Here is a 16,479-nt window from a genome sequence, read left to right on the forward strand (position 1 = left end):
CTTTTTTATGCCCGTTCCATAACGGCATTTGCATACCAAACGCCAAGGTACTTCATCTCGCAAACTGACCGCAACTGCTAAAACCCGCAAGCCGACAAGTTATGGTTAAAGTGAGAAATATCTCGCAAACAAATTCAATGGGATGTGATCATCAGTGTGCCAGCAACACCGCGTTCACCCGTTGCATCCGATGGTTCTCCTACAGAGACACTGTTGACAACCATATTGCTGGAGCCCCCGCCATCTAGGTTGATGGATGAAGAAGCGCCAAGCCATGCCATTACTGCCGCTGTCTCTGGAATGGAAGTTCCTAAACTCACATAGGGCTGTCGCCCTGGGATTTCAACCAACAAAATCGTGCCGTCAGCGCCAACACCGATAGCGGTTCGCCCATTACGGGAGACTACCCAGCCTTCATACCATGTACTGGTATCAATCGCTGCCGAGGCAGTATTTGCGGTACCATTAACTATGGGTGAAAACCCTTCGGCCCATGCGTTTTGTAGCAAATTACTCACCGACAACGTCGGGCCCGCCTCTACAATTGACATACCGGGTGCCAGAGTAATCTCCTTCCCATCAGAATAAACGTGGTCAACTACCGTCAATTTGGTGCCAGGGATTGCATGTTCGCGAAGCCATTTGGCACTATCCCCCAGCCCTTGGAGCACATAGCCCCCTTGAGGCGCTGGCGTCCCTAATGTTTCATCTCCACCAACCACAGTATTTGTCGAATCAACCACCAGCTCATAAATATCCCCTTTGTAGCTAGCGTTGACCAAGGTATTTGACGATAGCCCACCGAGAAAGAGGGAGTCGTACATCTTCAAATCATTGAAATTGTTACAAACATAATCGTGAGCTGATAACGTTGTCGGGGTTTGCGCAGGGGTGCCGCAATTCACTACGGTTCCTAAAATTGGACGATTCTTATCTTTCACTTCAATGGATACACTCTGGTCGTCCGTTAAAATCGTCGATGAAGATAGCTTCTGCAATAGGGTGGCTTTCGGGTGCCCCTCACTGGTGGTGGTAATCATAACGCCTGGGCGCCCACCAGTGGCTGCAGCGATTAATTGCCCGTTCACCACTGTTGTACCTACAGGTGATCTTGGCGGCAACGGAGAACCAAATGGATTAATATTTGAGAAGTATCCTGCGTTCATTCCTGCTAATGCATCGACTCTTAGCGCTGCAGCAGAGACAGTCTCCCCCGCTCCCCCCAGATTGTTGCCGCCGGGTAACTCATAGCTTAGTTTAGTGGTAGTTTTCGCAGGTTCGATAGCTAATATATTGATAATCCAGGGGCCTGTGGTGGTATTACCCGCAAGTGCAGTATTCCTTACTCGCGGCTTGTATTTGTTTGCTGTTGCTACACTGATTTGGGATGCCACTGCGTTAGCTTCATCCTGGGTGTTAAACCGATCAACAGAAAGATAGTAGCCCAGCGTTGCACCAGAAGTATTCGTCCCCGCCGATTGATCGAGCCGTGTAGTAAAACCGGCAGCAGTAATGGCATCGGCGTCCGCTTGTGCTGCAGCTGGCGTGGTATAAAAACCTATATTGACAGTCCAGTATTCGTCCACGCTCAGTTCACCACGCTTGACCTGGTAATAGGTCACTCCGGCAGTGACTGGTTGGCTAGTGATGGTTTGAGACAGTCCGCTATAACCTAATGGCGCATCGTCTACAGGCATTTTCCAGGTAGATTGCGTTAGTTCTGTATTTGTACTTGTATTTGTATTATCACACCCGATTAAGAGCAATGAATTAAATAATGCAACCAGGGCGAAAGCGATAGGTCTTTTATTTAGAATACGCATTGTTTTCATTCCTATTCATATTTATAAACACGTCAAAACTCATGGTTATTTTTCCTTATCGAACAATATCAAGCGAAAACATGTCTTTTATTCAATAAAATCAATAACAAAAACAATCACAAAATAGATCATAACTGTGACACTATTATGACCAATATAGAAGGCTCTGTCGCATTAAGATCTCGTCAGGTAACATGCTTTTTATCAAATGTGATCTGACCCTATCTCTGATAAGAAAACCTTCGGTCGGCGGCATGACATTGTGAATGTCTTTGCCCCCGGTATTACCAGGTATCTCGCTTGCGCCCTCAGTCTATACAATCTGAAAGAAATAATGGCTAAGCGCAGTGTTATCGCCATAGTTACCCCACAGGGTCTGCCCCTTAGCAAACCGCCCTGCTCCCTTTTATTCCCTTATTCAGTAATCCTGCCCCAGCAAGGAACAATCGTTGTGCTACGCTGTCTATTTACCTGAACTTTTCCGTATTAGAGGTCAGCAATGAAAAATAACTGGATGCAGCAAATTCAATCGATTCTGGGCGATAAAGCTAATGCAATGGGGGGTGCCGAAGGTATCACCAAGTTGTTAGCCCCAACAGCACTAGGTGGAATAGTGGGCGCTCTGCTGGCTAATAAATCATCACGCAATATGGTTGGCAAATATGCTAAAAATGCGCTGATTATCGGCGGTAGTGCCGCTGTTGGTGCCGTGCTGTGGAACAAGTATAAACAGCGTGTGAAAGAGTCGCATGAAGAAGAACCGCAGTTTGGCTTGCAAAGCACCCCCAGCGATGTGCGCGCCAAACGTTTGGTGCAGTCATTAGTTTTTGCCGCAAAAAGCGATGGTCATATTGATGCCAATGAGCAGCAAGCCATCCAACAGAGCCTGGAACAATTGCAGCTTGGCAATGAAGCTCAGCAATGGGTGCAGCAGGCCATTGAGCAACCGCTGGATCCGAACCTGATTGCCAGTAGCGTGCAAAATGAAGATGAAGCGTTAGAAGTTTATTATCTCAGTTGCCTGGTGATTGATATCGACCATTTTATGGAACGCAGCTATCTGGATGCATTAGCCCAGTCGCTTAAAATTCCGGTGGATGTCCGCCAAGGGATTGAGGCCGATGTTAGTGCGAAAAGACGCGAATTAGAATAATGACGCTGGGGTGATACCGCTCTCTATGACTTTTATCGCTGATATCACTCATATTTTCTGATCGTTCAACTCGCTGAAAATTACTTTATTTTTCCCGTTACCCAACCGTTCAAGATGTCGATTTAATCATCCTGAACATCAAGATAAAGGAATAACATCATGAAAAAGCTCGCTATTAGCGCTGTTATCTTTGCTTTATGCACCAGCACAGCTTTGGCTGCACAGCAAGGTGGGTTCTCTGGCCCGCAAAGTAATGCACAAACAGGTGGGTTTGTTGATCAGAGCAGTAACGTGACGACCGTTAGTAACGCCAGATCACAGCGTGATGGCACTTGGGTTACATTACGTGGCAATATCGTTGAGCGTCTCTCTGACGATAATTACACCTTCAAAGATGCCAGCGGCACCATTAAGGTCGATATTGACCACAAACTCTGGAATGGTGTCACCGTTACTCCACAAGATTTAATTGAGATCCGAGGTGAAGTCGATAGAGGCTTAAACCGAGTGGAGATTGATGTAGAACAGCTCAGAAAAGTGACCCCATAAGGTTATCCTGACGATTTGGCTGTTACTCCGCCAAGAGTAAGGTCAGAGCATCGATCTCGGCAATCCTATTCCCTGCCTGTGGTTAAACAGGCAGGGAATCTTGTTTTATACCCTCATATTGAGCTGCTGACACTTCATCATCCCTGTACGGTTTAACCTCATCCTTCTCCCTACGCCCTCAAGCCTTTTCGGCCGGGAGGATGCACCCCACCGCGCTGCAATATCTAATGCTAGGGCTTTACATATTGTTACTTCCTATTACGTAATTTATATATCCCCACGCAATCTCAAGAAGCAGCTAGGCGGCAAACGAGAAACTCCCGATGAGCTAACTCAAGTCAGTGATTCGGAGTAACCAGTGCAGCCAATAGCCCGGCGACTTGAAGGACGAGGGGTAGAGGGAACTTAGAATGCGTAAACTTACCTTTAATGCCCTACTCTTCGGTTCGCTGGTATTACTCAGCGGCTGTGATAACAATAACGACTCTAACAGTAACTTCAATGCAGATAAGAAGCAGGAAGAGTTACCCATTAATCAGGAACCCGTCGCCCATTTACCCAACGTCCCAGTCCCCGGTGAAGCTCGGGTGGCTGAGGGCAACCAAGTGGTGATCCATCTGGTGGATATCGCCGCCGTTACCAGCGGAATCACCGGTGATAACAGCACGAAAAACCTGTTCCTGTGGAATAACAGCACCTGCGATGCGCTGCAAGAACCGCTCCCTGGTTGGGATGACACCAGTAACACCCCCACAGGTAGCGATCAATACGGCCCATACTGGGTGTTGGATCTAAACAAAACAACCGGTTGCATCAACTTTATCCTGCGAGATGGTGTCAAAAAGCTGATTGATGCCGATATCCGCCTCACGTTCAGCGATTTCCCCGACCGTACCGTCTCGGTGATTGCGGGTAGCAATACCCTATACGACACCCGCGCCGAAGCTTTCCGCGCCGCGTTTGGTGTGGCACAGGCCAATGCACACTGGGTGGATAAACAGACACTGCTATGGCCTGCCGGTAAAGATCAACCGTTTGTTCGTCTCTACTACAACCACAGCAGCAAAGTCGCCGCTAACAGCAATGGCGAATTCACCGACCGCTATTACTCGCTAACACCTACCACCCTCAGTGAAGAGACGCGGGTGCGCTTTCCCCACCTTGCCGATTATGCCGCCTTTAAGCTGCCGGGGAATGCCAATGTCGATGAATTGCTGACTGCTGAAACCATCGCTCTTGCTACCGATAAACAGGGGGTGATCACTTCAGCGACTCAGGTACAGACAGCCGGTGTGCTGGATGACCGCTTTGCTGCTGCCGCCGAAAAGCTGGAATATGGTGCTATGGTGAATGGTTCTGCGGTTACTTTCCGCCTGTGGGCACCGACTGCCCAGCAGGTAAAATTGGTGTTGTACGGCGCAGATAAAAAGGTGATAGGCAACCAGCCAATGACTCGAGATAGCGAGTCTGGTGCCTGGTCTTATCAGGGTGGCAGCGATCTCAAAGGGAGCTTCTATCGTTTCGCGCTCACCGTTTACCACCCGCAGTCACGCAAGGTGGAACAATATGAAGTCACCGACCCCTATTCCCATAGCCTATCGACCAACTCCGAGTACAGCCAGGTCGTCGACCTGAATGACAGCGATTTGAAACCCGAAGGCTGGGACAGCCTGAAGATGCCTCACCCACAGGCGACTCAAGCTGATATTGCCCGCATGGTGATCCATGAGTCCCATATCCGTGACCTTTCTGCCTGGGACCAAACCGTGCCTGAAGCCATGCGCGGCAAGTATCTGGCGCTCACCGCAGAAGACAGCAATATGGTCAAGCACCTCAAGCAACTGGCGCAGTCGGGCGTGACTCACGTTGAATTGCTACCGATATTCGATCTGGCTACGGTTAACGAGTTCAGCGATAAAATGGCCGATCTGCCACAGCCTTTCAGCCATTTGTGTGAGTTGAACAGCGCCGTGCGGCAAAGCCGTTTTGCTGATTACTGCAGCAGTGCCTCGACCATTGGCGAAGTGCTGAACCAGCTCAAGGCGGATGATAGCCAAGATAATCCGCAAGTACAGGAATTGAACGGCTACGTATCACAGACCGACTCCTACAACTGGGGCTACGATCCTTTCCACTACACGGTGCCGGAAGGCTCCTACGCCACTAACCCGGAAGGGACGCAGCGTATCAAAGAGTTCCGCACCCTGGTGCAGACCCTCAAGCAGCAGTTGGGCATGAACGTGATTATGGACGTGGTGTATAACCACACCAATGCTGCTGGCCCCAGCGACCGCACCTCGGTGCTGGATAAAATCGTACCTTGGTATTATCAGCGCTTGAACGAGTCTAGCGGTAGCGTGGAATCGGCCACCTGCTGTTCCGATTCGTCACCGGAACACCGGATGTTCGCCAAGCTGATTGAAGACTCGCTGGTTGTCTGGAGCAGAGACTACAAGATTGATGCCTTCCGTTTCGATCTGATGGGTTATCATCCTAAAGCGCAGATCCTCGCGGCTCGTGAAAAAGTCAAAGCGGTCAATCCTAGCGTTTACTTCTTTGGCGAAGGCTGGAATTCCGGGCAGGAAGATCGCTTTGAAATCGCCTCACAAATCAACCTGAAAGGCACCGGCATTGGTACCTTCTCTGACCGTCTGCGGGATGCAGTACGCGGCGGTGGCCCTTTTGATGAGAAAGAGGCTCTGCGGCAGAATCAGGGGCTGGGCAATGGCGCGGGCGTTTTGGCTAACGAGCAAACCCAACTGAGCGAAGATAGCGTGCGTCATCTGGCGGATCTGACGCGCCTGGGGATGGCGGGTAATTTGGCCGAATTCCTGCTGATCGACAAAGACGGTAACCTGAAGAAAGGCAGCGATATTGACTATAACGGTGCCATCGGTGGCTACGCCAGCGACCCTACTGAAATCGTCAATTATGTTTCCAAACACGACAACCAGGCGCTGTGGGACATAATCAGCTACAAGGCCGCCACCGAGGCAGATCTGGCCACCCGTGTGCGGATGCAGGCGGTTTCTCTGGCCACCACCTTGCTGGGCCAAGGGCTGGCGTTCGACCAGCAAGGTTCGGAACTGTTACGCTCCAAATCTTTTACCCGCGACTCCTATGACTCGGGTGACTGGTATAACCGCGTTGACTACAGTTATCAGGATAATAACTTCAACGTAGGTATGCCGCGTCAGAGTGTTGACGGCATCAACTACGAAATCATTAGCCTGGTAAAAGGGGCTGTTGCCGCGCCTGGCAACGCAGAAATCACGCAAATGACCGGGTTCTACCAGGAACTCACCCAGTTACGCCACGCCTCCCCGTTGATCACCCTGGGCAGCGGCAGTGAAGTAATGAAGCGCGTTGATTTCCGCAATACTGGCGCCGCACAACAGTTAGGGTTGCTGGTAATGACCCTTGATGACGGCACCCAGGCTGGCCAGGATCTCGATCCACAAGCCGATGCGCTGGTGGTGGTGATCAACGCCGCCCCTGAAGCCAGAACCATCAGTGACTTTGTGGGTAACAACCTTCGCCTGAGCACTATCCAGCAGGACTTGGGCACCCACTCGCTGGCATCCGGTGTAGTTATCGCCGAGGATGGCCGCATTACCATCCCAGCGTGGTCGGTTGCCCTGCTGGTTAAGCCACAGGTATCGACCCAAGGCATCGGGCTGCCTGTTAGTAGTAAGTAATTAGTAGTGAGCTGTCAGTAATAAGCAGTCAATAACCTGATTAACCTCACACCTTTCGCGGGTGTGAGGTTGCTATGCCACGCAATCCGCAGGAAGGCATTATTACTGCGTTGTCATCCTGAACATCAAGATAAAATGAATAACCTTATGCAATAGTTCACTATTAGCGCTGTTATCTTTGCTTTGCACCAGCATAGCTTTTGACACACAGCAAGGCGGATCCTCTGACCCGCAAAGCAAGGCATCAACTTCCAGTCAGTAGATTTTTATCTTGCTTTAAAGCCATCAATAAATTTACCAAGTAAATAGATAAATAAATACATAGCAGAAATTACCAGTAACCTTTTTGCCCAGCTGTCAAAATAGACAATAAAAAACAAAGTAAGCCAGACGGCAGCACCACCAATGATCCCACCTAATATAGTGATAATATTATCTGCCAGTTTTTTCATAACCCACGGCACGTCTGCCCCCTCAATGCTGCTAATCCCCCTGTTGGTATTTCTTGACCACTCCTCTACCACATCGGTGTTCCTTCACGCTGCCCGCTATTTGCCGGCAGTGGAACGGCAAATCATGCTAAGGGGATGTCTTTATAACAGGTATAAATAGTGAGCCCATGCTGGCGTGCAACGTCGATATCCCTATCGGCCCCTTTAGAAACGCCTTCAATGCGGTAAATGGCATCACATTTTGTAATAAGCCGGTGGGCAACCGGATAGATCATCGATTCGCCTATCTCATCGTCGATAGATTTAGAACCTGCCGCTCTCGCCAAAGGCAACGCCAGCCATTCGCCGATAACCGGAATGTGCCCTCGCTGGTATACCGCCAGTGCTGCGTTTTCCAACCGGGCGAGATTAGCATCAATAAGTTCTTGTTGGCCTCCCGTTCCACTACGGTATGGGCCTGCAATTAAAATCAGTTGTTTAGTCATGGGTACCTCAGAATAACCCTTTCAGGGCTACGTTATAAAGTAACATGATGGTTTTGCCATCAACGATCAAACCGCTTTCAACTGCCGCAAGCGCAGCGTCTAGGGGCAACTCAAGCACTTCAATATCCTCCCCTTCGGCCGCTATTCCACCGCCCGCACTTGCCTTGTCTTCCGCATGATATTCAGCAATGTAAAAGTAGAGCTTTTCCGTTACCGACCCCGGGCTCATGTAAGCTTCGAAAACTTTCTGAACGCAGGAAATGCGAAAGCCAGTTTCCTCTTCTGCTTCCGCTTTTATGCGGCTTTCGGGGTCTATGTTGTCAAGAAGACCTGCTGCCGCCTCAATCAGATAGCCATCGTGACCATTGATGAACACGGGAAAACGAAACTGACGGGTGAGGATCACCGTTTTCCTGTTACGGTTGTATAGCAGTATCGTGGCCCCGTTACCCCGATCGTAAACCTCGCGACTCTGGCGCTGCCATTCACCGTTTCGCCGCTGAATATCAAAAGTGTATTTCTTTAGAGAATACCAATCATCGGACAGATCCTTGCTGTCGACGATCCGTATTTCTGCACGTTTTGGTTGCATAGTGGCTCCTCTGTACGTAGAGTTATCATCATAAACTGCAATTTCGTGCATAATCAAGATAAAACATGCAATATCAGGAACAGCCTTATGCTTACAAGTCAACGCAAACAACTCATCCTTGAACAGCTGCAGGTTGACGGGCAGGTTCTTTCGAAAGATCTGAGTATTCGATTTGACGTCTCAGAGGACACTATTCGGCGGGACTTACGCGAGCTTGCATCAGAAGGGCGTTTACAACGCGTGCACGGCGGCGCTTTGCCGTCATCATCAGCCGTAGCGACATTTTCCGAGCGTAAATCCTTAAAAACAGAAGCTAAAAAGAAGGTTGCCCAAAAAGGGGCTGAGCTGATTTCTTCAGGTCAGGTGGTGATTATTGATGGCGGAACCACCACGTCAGAACTCATTACCTATCTCCCAGACGACCTGTGCATCACCGTGGTGACCCACAGCCCGAGCATTGCACTGGGGCTAATAGAGCATCCGTCCATCGAGGTGATTTTGATTGGCGGGCGACTGTACAAGCACTCCATTGTCACTGTCGGCGCGGCCACCATCGAAGGTATCGGTAACATTCATGCCGATATTTTCTTTATGGGTGTCACCGGCATTCATCCCGAGGCGGGATTAACCACCGGTGACTATGAAGAAGCGTGCATCAAACGTGCATTTTCCGGCAGAGCTGCGGAAACGATCGTGTTGGCCTCCTCCGAGAAGATCAATACTGCGTCACCATTTGTTATTGGCGACATTGGGTTAATCAATATGGTGGTGGTTGATAACGACACCGAAGAAAGTTGGGTCCGTAGTATTGAAGAAAAAGGCGTCACAGTGATTAAAGCGTGACTTCAAGTCACCGCTGGCTGGTGTATCGCAAGAATGGCTTGAGGGATTGATCAGCATGGGGAAAACCGGCGTAGCGCCAGGTTCATCTTCGCCAACTTGGAGATATCATGAAAACCGAAACAATAAGTTACTTGAAACAGAATGCGGCCAAACTCGATTTGAGCGAGCCTCTGAACGTGACGCAAAACGGCCGCCCTGGTTACGTTATCGAACCCTATGACGATCGGGTTCGTCGGGATGAAAGCATTGCGTTACTCAAACTGATGACGTTATCTGAAAAAGACATCGAGTTAGGCCGCACGTTTACACGTGAACAACTTCTGGATGCGCTTTAATGGCCGTGTGTGACGTCACTTTTATCCCAAAAACAGCATATCGCCAGCCTGTTGTTCAATCGAATTCTGGAATGGCTGTAGGACGTTCGGTTGTGTCGCATTAACCAAGAGAGGACGAAAAAACAGAGGGAGCCTAAACCGTCAGAAATCATCTATGCCAGGTGGCGAAACGACTGGATGCTGAAGTAGAGGCGTATCCTGACACACTTTTTGGCGCTCCCCGTGACTGGGGTAAACAGCCCAGACCGGGAAAACCTATCGTGGTCGGCATTGATGGGGGTTATATCCGCAACAGGGATGACAGAAAACACAACTTCGAAATCATTGCCGGTAAACCCAGTGGTAGTGCACCCTGCGGCAACCGAAAAGACATCATGATTGGCATACACACCTTGGAACGTAGCAACAGACGCATCACCCACGTCGCTCACACTCATTAGTATAATTTTTTTGTTGATTTTTTGTTAATCCGCTACTACATTTTACCTGCGGGCCCAGCAACAAATTGAAATCATTTTAGCTGCCGGTGGTTGCACCAAGCCCGTCCTTTCTTCCCTTTGTTTTGCCGTTCCCCCACGTATAAGTAGTTATCTTCTTCATCGTTCTAGGATGTTGATGATTTTTAGCCAATTGTATAGACAAAATGCGTCGAGTTGACTGATAAGATAGGTTGCCTTTGAATGCTGCTTGCTGGGCGCTAAAAGCGTCAGGGCTCATACGACAGATGGAAGGAATACGTGCGGGGGCAAATGACAGGATCCCCCCACCTGTTAATCATTTTCGCAACACTACCCCTAACGTCTATCGAACATTGTTTATTGTGACCAGAAACGCTAAACGTGACAGTCATAAGGCTTAGCCTACTCTTACCGCTGCAAACCACTGAACAAAATTCCAGCATTTGATTAGCAAAGGAACTGTTTTATCATGTCTGATAACAACTCGCGAAAGTTTCGCAATCATCTTATCGGCGTAGCAACGGAACCCAGATTAAGCTGTTCTGTGGAGGTTGGAGTGTAGCGTGTATTCTGATGACCAATTGGATTATGATCAATCACATGGTGGTACGTAAATGGAAACGTTTAAGAGCAAACTAAAAATTCATAGTGAACATGTCAAAAATGTAGGAATACATTGCGCAACCGAGGAAACAACAAAGCAAGCTCTCATACTTCCTTTTCTAGATGTTCTTGGATTTAGCCCGTACGACCCGCAAAAAGTAAAAGCAGAATATGGTGCTGACTTCCCTGGCGCAAAAGCAAATGAACGTGTTGACTATGCTCTTTTTTGCCAAGGATTACCGGTCATGTTTATTGAGGCTAAAGGATATAATGAAAAAATAGAGAATCATTGCCCTCAGCTTTCAAGATATTTTAACTCAACGCCTGAAGTGACAATATCAGCCATAACCAATGGGTTAGAATGGAGGTTTTTCACTGATTTAAAAGAAAAAAACATTATGGACCAAACTCCATTCCTAAGGATAAGGATGGATGAAGTTACAGAATCAGACGCAGAGCAATTATTCAGATTTAGGCATGATAAATTTAAACCCGAAGCATTAAGAACCCTAGCCGAAGAAAGCGTATTCCTTTCTGCCTTTACAAAAACAATTAGCTCAAGTTTAAGAGATGTTGATCCAGAATTTGTCAGATATGTTGCTAGCCGGTCAAATGTAGAGAGGCAACTTAACCAGCGGTTCCTTGAAAATATAACACCACTCGTAAAACAAGCCGTTGAGCGTTCAGTTAGTGCTATGGTTGTATCAGGATTGTCTGGAGCCAGGAGTCAATTTGATGATATTATTGATGAAAAGCATATCGATAATAATAGTGATACTGAAATGCATGGGGATATCATAGATCCAGATAATCCAAATGTAATTACTACTGCGAATGAACGAGTCTTATTCGACAAAATAGCATCAATAGTTGGCAATGGTGTTGACATTCACTTTAAAGATACTGAAACGTACTTCAACGTCCTCTATCAAGGCAAAGCCAATAGGTGGATCGTCAGATACTTCGATAAAAAAACGAAACCATCAATACAACTGCCAATTGAATTGAATGAAATAGCTGTAAATGAAGTTTTAAGAGCTCGCCTCGAGTGTGACTCGTCAAGAATTTATATCGATAAGCCTGAAGACATACTACGCATATCGGGATTAATTCTTGATTCATATGAATATGTTAAAAATGATGAAAATTTCAGGAAAAAGAGGCAGTAGAGCCTGAGAGGAGCCGGTGAACAACTCTTGCATTTGCCTGTACATAAAATTGTGTACAGGCTTATTCATCATCACTTAATAGTATTCGGTTTTGTAAATCATATTGAACTTTTTAATCTCTCCGTTAGCCTCAGTAACCACTATGTCACACTTAACCGGATTATAGTGATCATCATAAACACATTTTTTCTCTACCGTATCACTTGTTTTATCCTCAGAAACTGAATGAAGTGTTTGATCAAAGCTTTTCTTTTTATTCTCACTTCTAGAAAACATTCGCGTACTTTTTGGGTTAACAGAATCTATTTTGGCAGGTAGCCCGTCATCATCGTATTGGTAAAAATCAATATATTCATAACCCTGATCGAATGTCGTTACTTTTGAAATAAGCCCATCTTTATTATATTCATACTTTGAGACTTCAGTATCAACAAGCCGACATTCCTTATTTACATTTGCTATTTTCTGTTTACTTTCAACATCAACTAAATAATCACCTTCTATCATAAAATCTTCATGTAATTCAAAGAATAGGATATTGGCCTTCAGTGATTGCACACAGCCATTTTTTGATAAAACACCTGAAACCTCACTAAGTAATTCACCATCATCCTTAACCAATTTTTGATTAAACGATTTTATATTTCCCCGTAGTGAATCAAAGTTATGTTGTGTAGCAAAATTTGTCAATATGGGAGAATATCGCTCTGGTTCTTTCTCTAAATCACACCCAACGAGTAATAGTGAAAACATCGCACCTATAGTAGCTTTAATCTTCATAATCGAGTCCTATCATCATTATAATGATGTTATGCTATCATTTATTATCAATTGCTGTCCAATGGGGTGATTCCTCGGCTCGCTTTATTTTAATACGTTAGTGTAGAGTCCCTGTATAGGTGAGTGTTAGAGGCTACATTCAAGTTTATTACTATAAAAAATTTAATGTGTTGATTTGTAAATGCACTCATCGTATCGTTAAAGCACTTTAATCTGAGCGTAAAAGATCTTACTCATGGATGGAGCAACTAAATGAATATTGATGCATTTGCTTTTGGCACAACCGACTGGAGTAAAATCGAAAGAGTCGAGCACCCAGGGGAAACCGGCAGTGCTTATTGGCGCACCCAATTCTTTGGTGAAAAGCCGAATCAAATACGGGTGCGAATGGTTGAATATACCCCTGGCTACCTTGCCGATCATTGGTGCCAAAAAGGACATATCCTTTTCTGCCTGGAAGGTGAGCTAGAAACAATGCTCGAAGATGGTCGTAAGTTCATTTTAACTGCGGGGATGAGTTATCAGGTTGGTGATAACGCGGAGCCGCATCAGTCCAGAACGACCACAGGCGCAAAACTCTTTATTGTGGATTGACACCTATGTTGGTGTGATTGCTTCTGTCCGTTTCTGGCCCGTCATGACCTCAAATGTCATGACAAACCTATGAATCTCGCCACAAATGAGTCTTGTGGTGCGAGAAGCTAAAAATGATGAGATAAAATGACCGTTGCCCGATGGGTATTATGTGGTTTTTTTAACGTTATCTTGCACGATGTTGATCAAATAGAAATAGGTAAGTAAAATCCGCTCTTTCGGATAAAGAAAATGTCTGTCGCCGACTCACTTCTCGCTTTCTCTTTAGCAGCATTATTTCTTACTCTCACTCCAGGTCTTGATACTGCGCTCATCCTTCGGGCAGCCTGCGCCGAAGGGGGAAAGAAAGCTTTTCAGGCTGCTCTTGGAATTGATACCGGCTGTTTCATCTGGGGTGCGCTTGTCGCTCTCGGGCTTGGGGCCCTGCTTGCGGTTTCAGAGCTTGCTTATACAATTCTGAAGATCTGCGGGGCGGTCTATCTTTGCTGGTTAGGCTTACAACTTCTGATGCGCCCGCGCTCGTCATTCAGTGAGAATGATGGCCATACATCTTCAAACGGAAACTGGTTTGTGAAAGGGATGCTGGGAAATGTACTCAATCCAAAGATGGGCATTTTTTATGTGTCGTTTTTACCTCAGTTCATCCCTGCTGGGCACTCCCCGTTAATCTGGACATTTATACTTGTCAGCATTCATGTCCTGATCGGAACCCTATGGTCAGTCACTCTTATTATCTCCACACAACTTGCATCCGGCATACTGAAAAAAAGCCATGTCATCAAAGCTATGGATCGTGCAACTGGTGGGCTCTTTTTATGCTTTGCAGCTAGGCTTGCTTTCAGCTCGCGATAAGTGGCTCTGTTCAGTACACTACTGAAAATCTGTTAATTGGCGAAAAGTCTCAGTCACTTCACCAATTTCAAGATCGGTTTTATTGATTCCGCTGAGCGTCAGCTTTATAAGTCCGACGCTCAGCTCAGCTTTAACCAATCACCAATGTAGCTATGCTGTGAATAAGGATACGTGATTAGCATTTAATCAAACCGGTAATAGTGCTGTCACAGACTTATATCGACATTCCCATGATCTTAACAGAGATGATTAATCTCGAATCTAGCAGCAATTATTGAATGGCCGTCTGTCGCTCCTAAGCGCTATATCCGTCCATCGATACTCGCAGAAAAACTAGCCATATTCCCTAGCGTATTTAGTTAAAATCTAAGCCGATAATACTGCCAGAAGCAAAAGTATAGCCCCAGAGATAATGAGCACACAAAGCGGTGTTGCACATAACCAAGTAAGCCATTTCTTACGCAATGCAGCGCCAATTAGGGCCCCTAAAGCACAGAGAAGAGTAATAGGCCAATAATACGCCGAACAAGCAAGTATAAAGATTAGCCAGGATACTTGGTCACTAAGTGAGAGTTCAAACATTTATACTACTGGCATTAAATCAGGTTTGCTATATATACGCCTGATATTGTTTGATTTTTTAAGAGTCCAGCAATTAACATACAGCAATATCCGTTACCCCCACTGCTGCAGGTTACAGCCAGACAGCTACAGGTCATTTTGTGATGCTGCCCGGTTGGTACAGTACGTCACAGCTTCATCTGCTTTCTCTGGTCTGGGTAGTATCTGGTAATCCGGCAATGTTGTGATACGGTAAACACTGTAGTCCTCCCAGAAAACAGGCTGTTCTTTCATAATGGCTAGCATTTTTTCCTCAAGGGAGCGTGCATGCGGAAATGAAAGCTCTATTGTCTGGGGATCTATGGCTATTTTCTGGCGCGTTTTTTCCAGCGTTGTCGTCAGGCGGTATCTTTCCGTACTAAAAGGGTCCTGTTCCCCGACTCTCTTCCGAGTGTAAGTTACATCAAACACCATGCGGTCACCTTCGTTCTCCAGTACTATCCCCGTCTGTAGGTCTTCAATGCGAATAGGTTCTGCCTGACCTATATGAATTTCAGTTAAACCTTTGCAGACAACCACTGTTCCAGGCTTCTGGCTGGCGTAGAGTTCCTGCATTTCACCGAGTGTTGCTGCGTATGAGTGCCCTGTGTTCATGCCGACCAGAATAGTTATCAAAATACCCGTTGTTATCCTGGTAACGTTAAATATCCCTGCATAGCCCCAACTCATACCCCAATTCCTTTAGTGATAGACCCCGTTATAAGAATCACTATTCCAGATGTATATACTGCGCGCAATTAATAAACGGAATCATGAGCACCCTCATTCCCCTGTAATTACACCGTTTGCAACTCGATGAGCCTAGTTGTAAAAGACCGAATACAGAAATTCGTGGGGATTTCGTGTATCGATGCTTTTTATCATTGTAAATCAATAGAATAAAAAAAGACCGAATACGAATCCTATATTCGGTCTAGGGAAAGGCTCTTGTGAAAGAGCCGTGCGCTAAAAGTTGGCATTATGCACGACTTGTTCAGCCATGCAGTGTAAGAGTAGCCCAGCCCCTCTGTTTTGCCAGCCAAATGCACGGTCATTGTTAATAACGGATAGAAATTAATGACATACAATGTGAGCAATTTGTAAACATTTATGACATTACTTAGCTAGCCGGTTGGTTAGCCCTCACACAACTGTTGAGCTCTTTGGCGGAAGGGTTCCACATTCATCTTTTGGCCCGGGTGATCACTGTCATCCAGCAAGATCGCCGCCAGGGGTTGGGCCCTTTGTTGGCCGGTTTTTACCTGTTCCTGCGCGACGTCATTAAGGGGATATTGCATTAGCGTGCTGTTATTGAGCACAAATAGCGCCCCACCCTTGCGGCATTGCAGCGTCACTTCTTCTTTGATAAACGCCCACTGTTTGCCGTACTCCAGTTTGCTGATATTCACCAGTTTATCTGCTGCCACTGCGCCCGTCGTGGTGATCAGCAGGGCAATACCCATAACTATAAATTTCATATCATGGCCTTAAAT

Annotated in this window: 15 protein-coding genes and 1 pseudogene; 9 read left to right on the forward strand and 7 right to left on the reverse strand. The window is 46.6% G+C overall.

Annotation, left to right across the window (positions count from 1 at the left end; translation table 11 throughout):
- Nucleotides 1–134: 134 nt before the first annotated feature.
- Complete coding sequence (locus ACX9GV_RS09695) at nucleotides 135–1,823, reverse strand: phosphodiester glycosidase family protein (RefSeq protein ID WP_473197894.1); 1,689 nt, start codon at nucleotides 1,821–1,823, stop codon at nucleotides 135–137.
- Between the two features lie 499 nt (nucleotides 1,824–2,322).
- Here ACX9GV_RS09695 and ACX9GV_RS09700 point away from each other — a divergent pair, with 499 nt between their 5' ends.
- The 3 genes from ACX9GV_RS09700 to pulA all read left to right on the forward strand — a co-directional run bounded on the left by ACX9GV_RS09700 (nucleotide 2,323) and on the right by pulA (nucleotide 7,223).
- Nucleotides 2,323–2,976, forward strand: coding sequence for a tellurite resistance TerB family protein (locus ACX9GV_RS09700; RefSeq protein ID WP_473197895.1), 654 nt, complete (start codon nucleotides 2,323–2,325; stop codon nucleotides 2,974–2,976).
- Between the two features lie 159 nt (nucleotides 2,977–3,135).
- Nucleotides 3,136–3,525 (forward strand): YgiW/YdeI family stress tolerance OB fold protein, encoded by a 390-nt coding sequence (locus ACX9GV_RS09705; protein ID WP_473197896.1) that lies wholly within the window; start codon nucleotides 3,136–3,138, stop codon nucleotides 3,523–3,525.
- Nucleotides 3,526–3,935: 410 nt separating this feature from the next.
- A complete protein-coding gene (gene pulA, locus ACX9GV_RS09710) occupies nucleotides 3,936–7,223 on the forward strand; it encodes a pullulanase-type alpha-1,6-glucosidase (protein ID WP_473197897.1) in 3,288 nt (1,095 codons plus the stop codon).
- Between the two features lie 266 nt (nucleotides 7,224–7,489).
- Here pulA and ACX9GV_RS09715 read toward each other — a convergent pair whose 3' ends face one another.
- The 3 genes from ACX9GV_RS09715 to ACX9GV_RS09725 are packed head-to-tail and all read right to left on the reverse strand — an operon-like array spanning nucleotide 7,490 to nucleotide 8,752.
- The gene (locus ACX9GV_RS09715; RefSeq protein ID WP_473197898.1) at nucleotides 7,490–7,747 is read right to left on the reverse strand and encodes a hypothetical protein; all 258 of its coding nucleotides are present in this window, start codon (nucleotides 7,745–7,747) and stop codon (nucleotides 7,490–7,492) included.
- Between the two features lie 50 nt (nucleotides 7,748–7,797).
- Nucleotides 7,798–8,160, reverse strand: a complete 363-nt coding sequence (locus ACX9GV_RS09720; RefSeq protein ID WP_473197899.1) for an NUDIX hydrolase — start codon at nucleotides 8,158–8,160, stop codon at nucleotides 7,798–7,800.
- A gap of 7 nt (nucleotides 8,161–8,167) precedes the next feature.
- Nucleotides 8,168–8,752, reverse strand: coding sequence for a GDP-mannose pyrophosphatase (locus ACX9GV_RS09725; RefSeq protein ID WP_473197900.1), 585 nt, complete (start codon nucleotides 8,750–8,752; stop codon nucleotides 8,168–8,170).
- A gap of 87 nt (nucleotides 8,753–8,839) precedes the next feature.
- Between ACX9GV_RS09725 and ACX9GV_RS09730 the strand changes: the two genes are divergently transcribed.
- From ACX9GV_RS09730 to ACX9GV_RS09745, 4 genes and pseudogenes are all read left to right on the forward strand, one after another.
- The gene (locus tag ACX9GV_RS09730; RefSeq protein ID WP_473197901.1) at nucleotides 8,840–9,595 is read left to right on the forward strand and encodes a DeoR/GlpR family DNA-binding transcription regulator; all 756 of its coding nucleotides are present in this window, start codon (nucleotides 8,840–8,842) and stop codon (nucleotides 9,593–9,595) included.
- A 107-nt stretch (nucleotides 9,596–9,702) separates the two neighbouring features.
- Complete coding sequence (locus ACX9GV_RS09735) at nucleotides 9,703–9,930, forward strand: type II toxin-antitoxin system Phd/YefM family antitoxin (RefSeq protein WP_473197902.1); 228 nt, start codon at nucleotides 9,703–9,705, stop codon at nucleotides 9,928–9,930.
- A 137-nt stretch (nucleotides 9,931–10,067) separates the two neighbouring features.
- A pseudogene (locus ACX9GV_RS09740) lies at nucleotides 10,068–10,265 on the forward strand (ISKra4 family transposase); the annotation flags it as partial.
- A gap of 737 nt (nucleotides 10,266–11,002) precedes the next feature.
- Nucleotides 11,003–12,160, forward strand: coding sequence for a type I restriction endonuclease (locus ACX9GV_RS09745; protein WP_473197903.1), 1,158 nt, complete (start codon nucleotides 11,003–11,005; stop codon nucleotides 12,158–12,160).
- Between the two features lie 75 nt (nucleotides 12,161–12,235).
- On the opposite strand, the gene ACX9GV_RS09750 is transcribed toward ACX9GV_RS09745, so the two are convergent.
- Nucleotides 12,236–12,940 carry a YnfC family lipoprotein gene (locus ACX9GV_RS09750; protein ID WP_037385364.1) on the reverse strand — a complete coding sequence of 235 codons (705 nt, stop codon included), beginning with the start codon at nucleotides 12,938–12,940 and terminating at the stop codon, nucleotides 12,236–12,238.
- A 252-nt stretch (nucleotides 12,941–13,192) separates the two neighbouring features.
- On the opposite strand from ACX9GV_RS09750, the gene ACX9GV_RS09755 reads away from it, so the two are divergent.
- On the forward strand, nucleotides 13,193–13,534 hold the full coding sequence (locus ACX9GV_RS09755) for a DHCW motif cupin fold protein (RefSeq protein WP_473197904.1): 342 nt from the start codon (nucleotides 13,193–13,195) through the stop codon (nucleotides 13,532–13,534).
- Between the two features lie 231 nt (nucleotides 13,535–13,765).
- Nucleotides 13,766–14,386, forward strand: coding sequence for a LysE family translocator (locus ACX9GV_RS09760; RefSeq protein WP_473197905.1), 621 nt, complete (start codon nucleotides 13,766–13,768; stop codon nucleotides 14,384–14,386).
- A 708-nt stretch (nucleotides 14,387–15,094) separates the two neighbouring features.
- Here the strand turns inward: ACX9GV_RS09760 and ACX9GV_RS09765 are convergent.
- Nucleotides 15,095–15,676 (reverse strand): hypothetical protein, encoded by a 582-nt coding sequence (locus tag ACX9GV_RS09765; RefSeq protein WP_473197906.1) that lies wholly within the window; start codon nucleotides 15,674–15,676, stop codon nucleotides 15,095–15,097.
- Nucleotides 15,677–16,122: 446 nt separating this feature from the next.
- The gene (locus ACX9GV_RS09770; RefSeq protein ID WP_473197907.1) at nucleotides 16,123–16,464 is read right to left on the reverse strand and encodes a YebY family protein; all 342 of its coding nucleotides are present in this window, start codon (nucleotides 16,462–16,464) and stop codon (nucleotides 16,123–16,125) included.
- Nucleotides 16,465–16,479 lie beyond the last annotated feature (15 nt).

This window comes from Serratia sp. 25CWL12, from assembly GCF_055790885.1.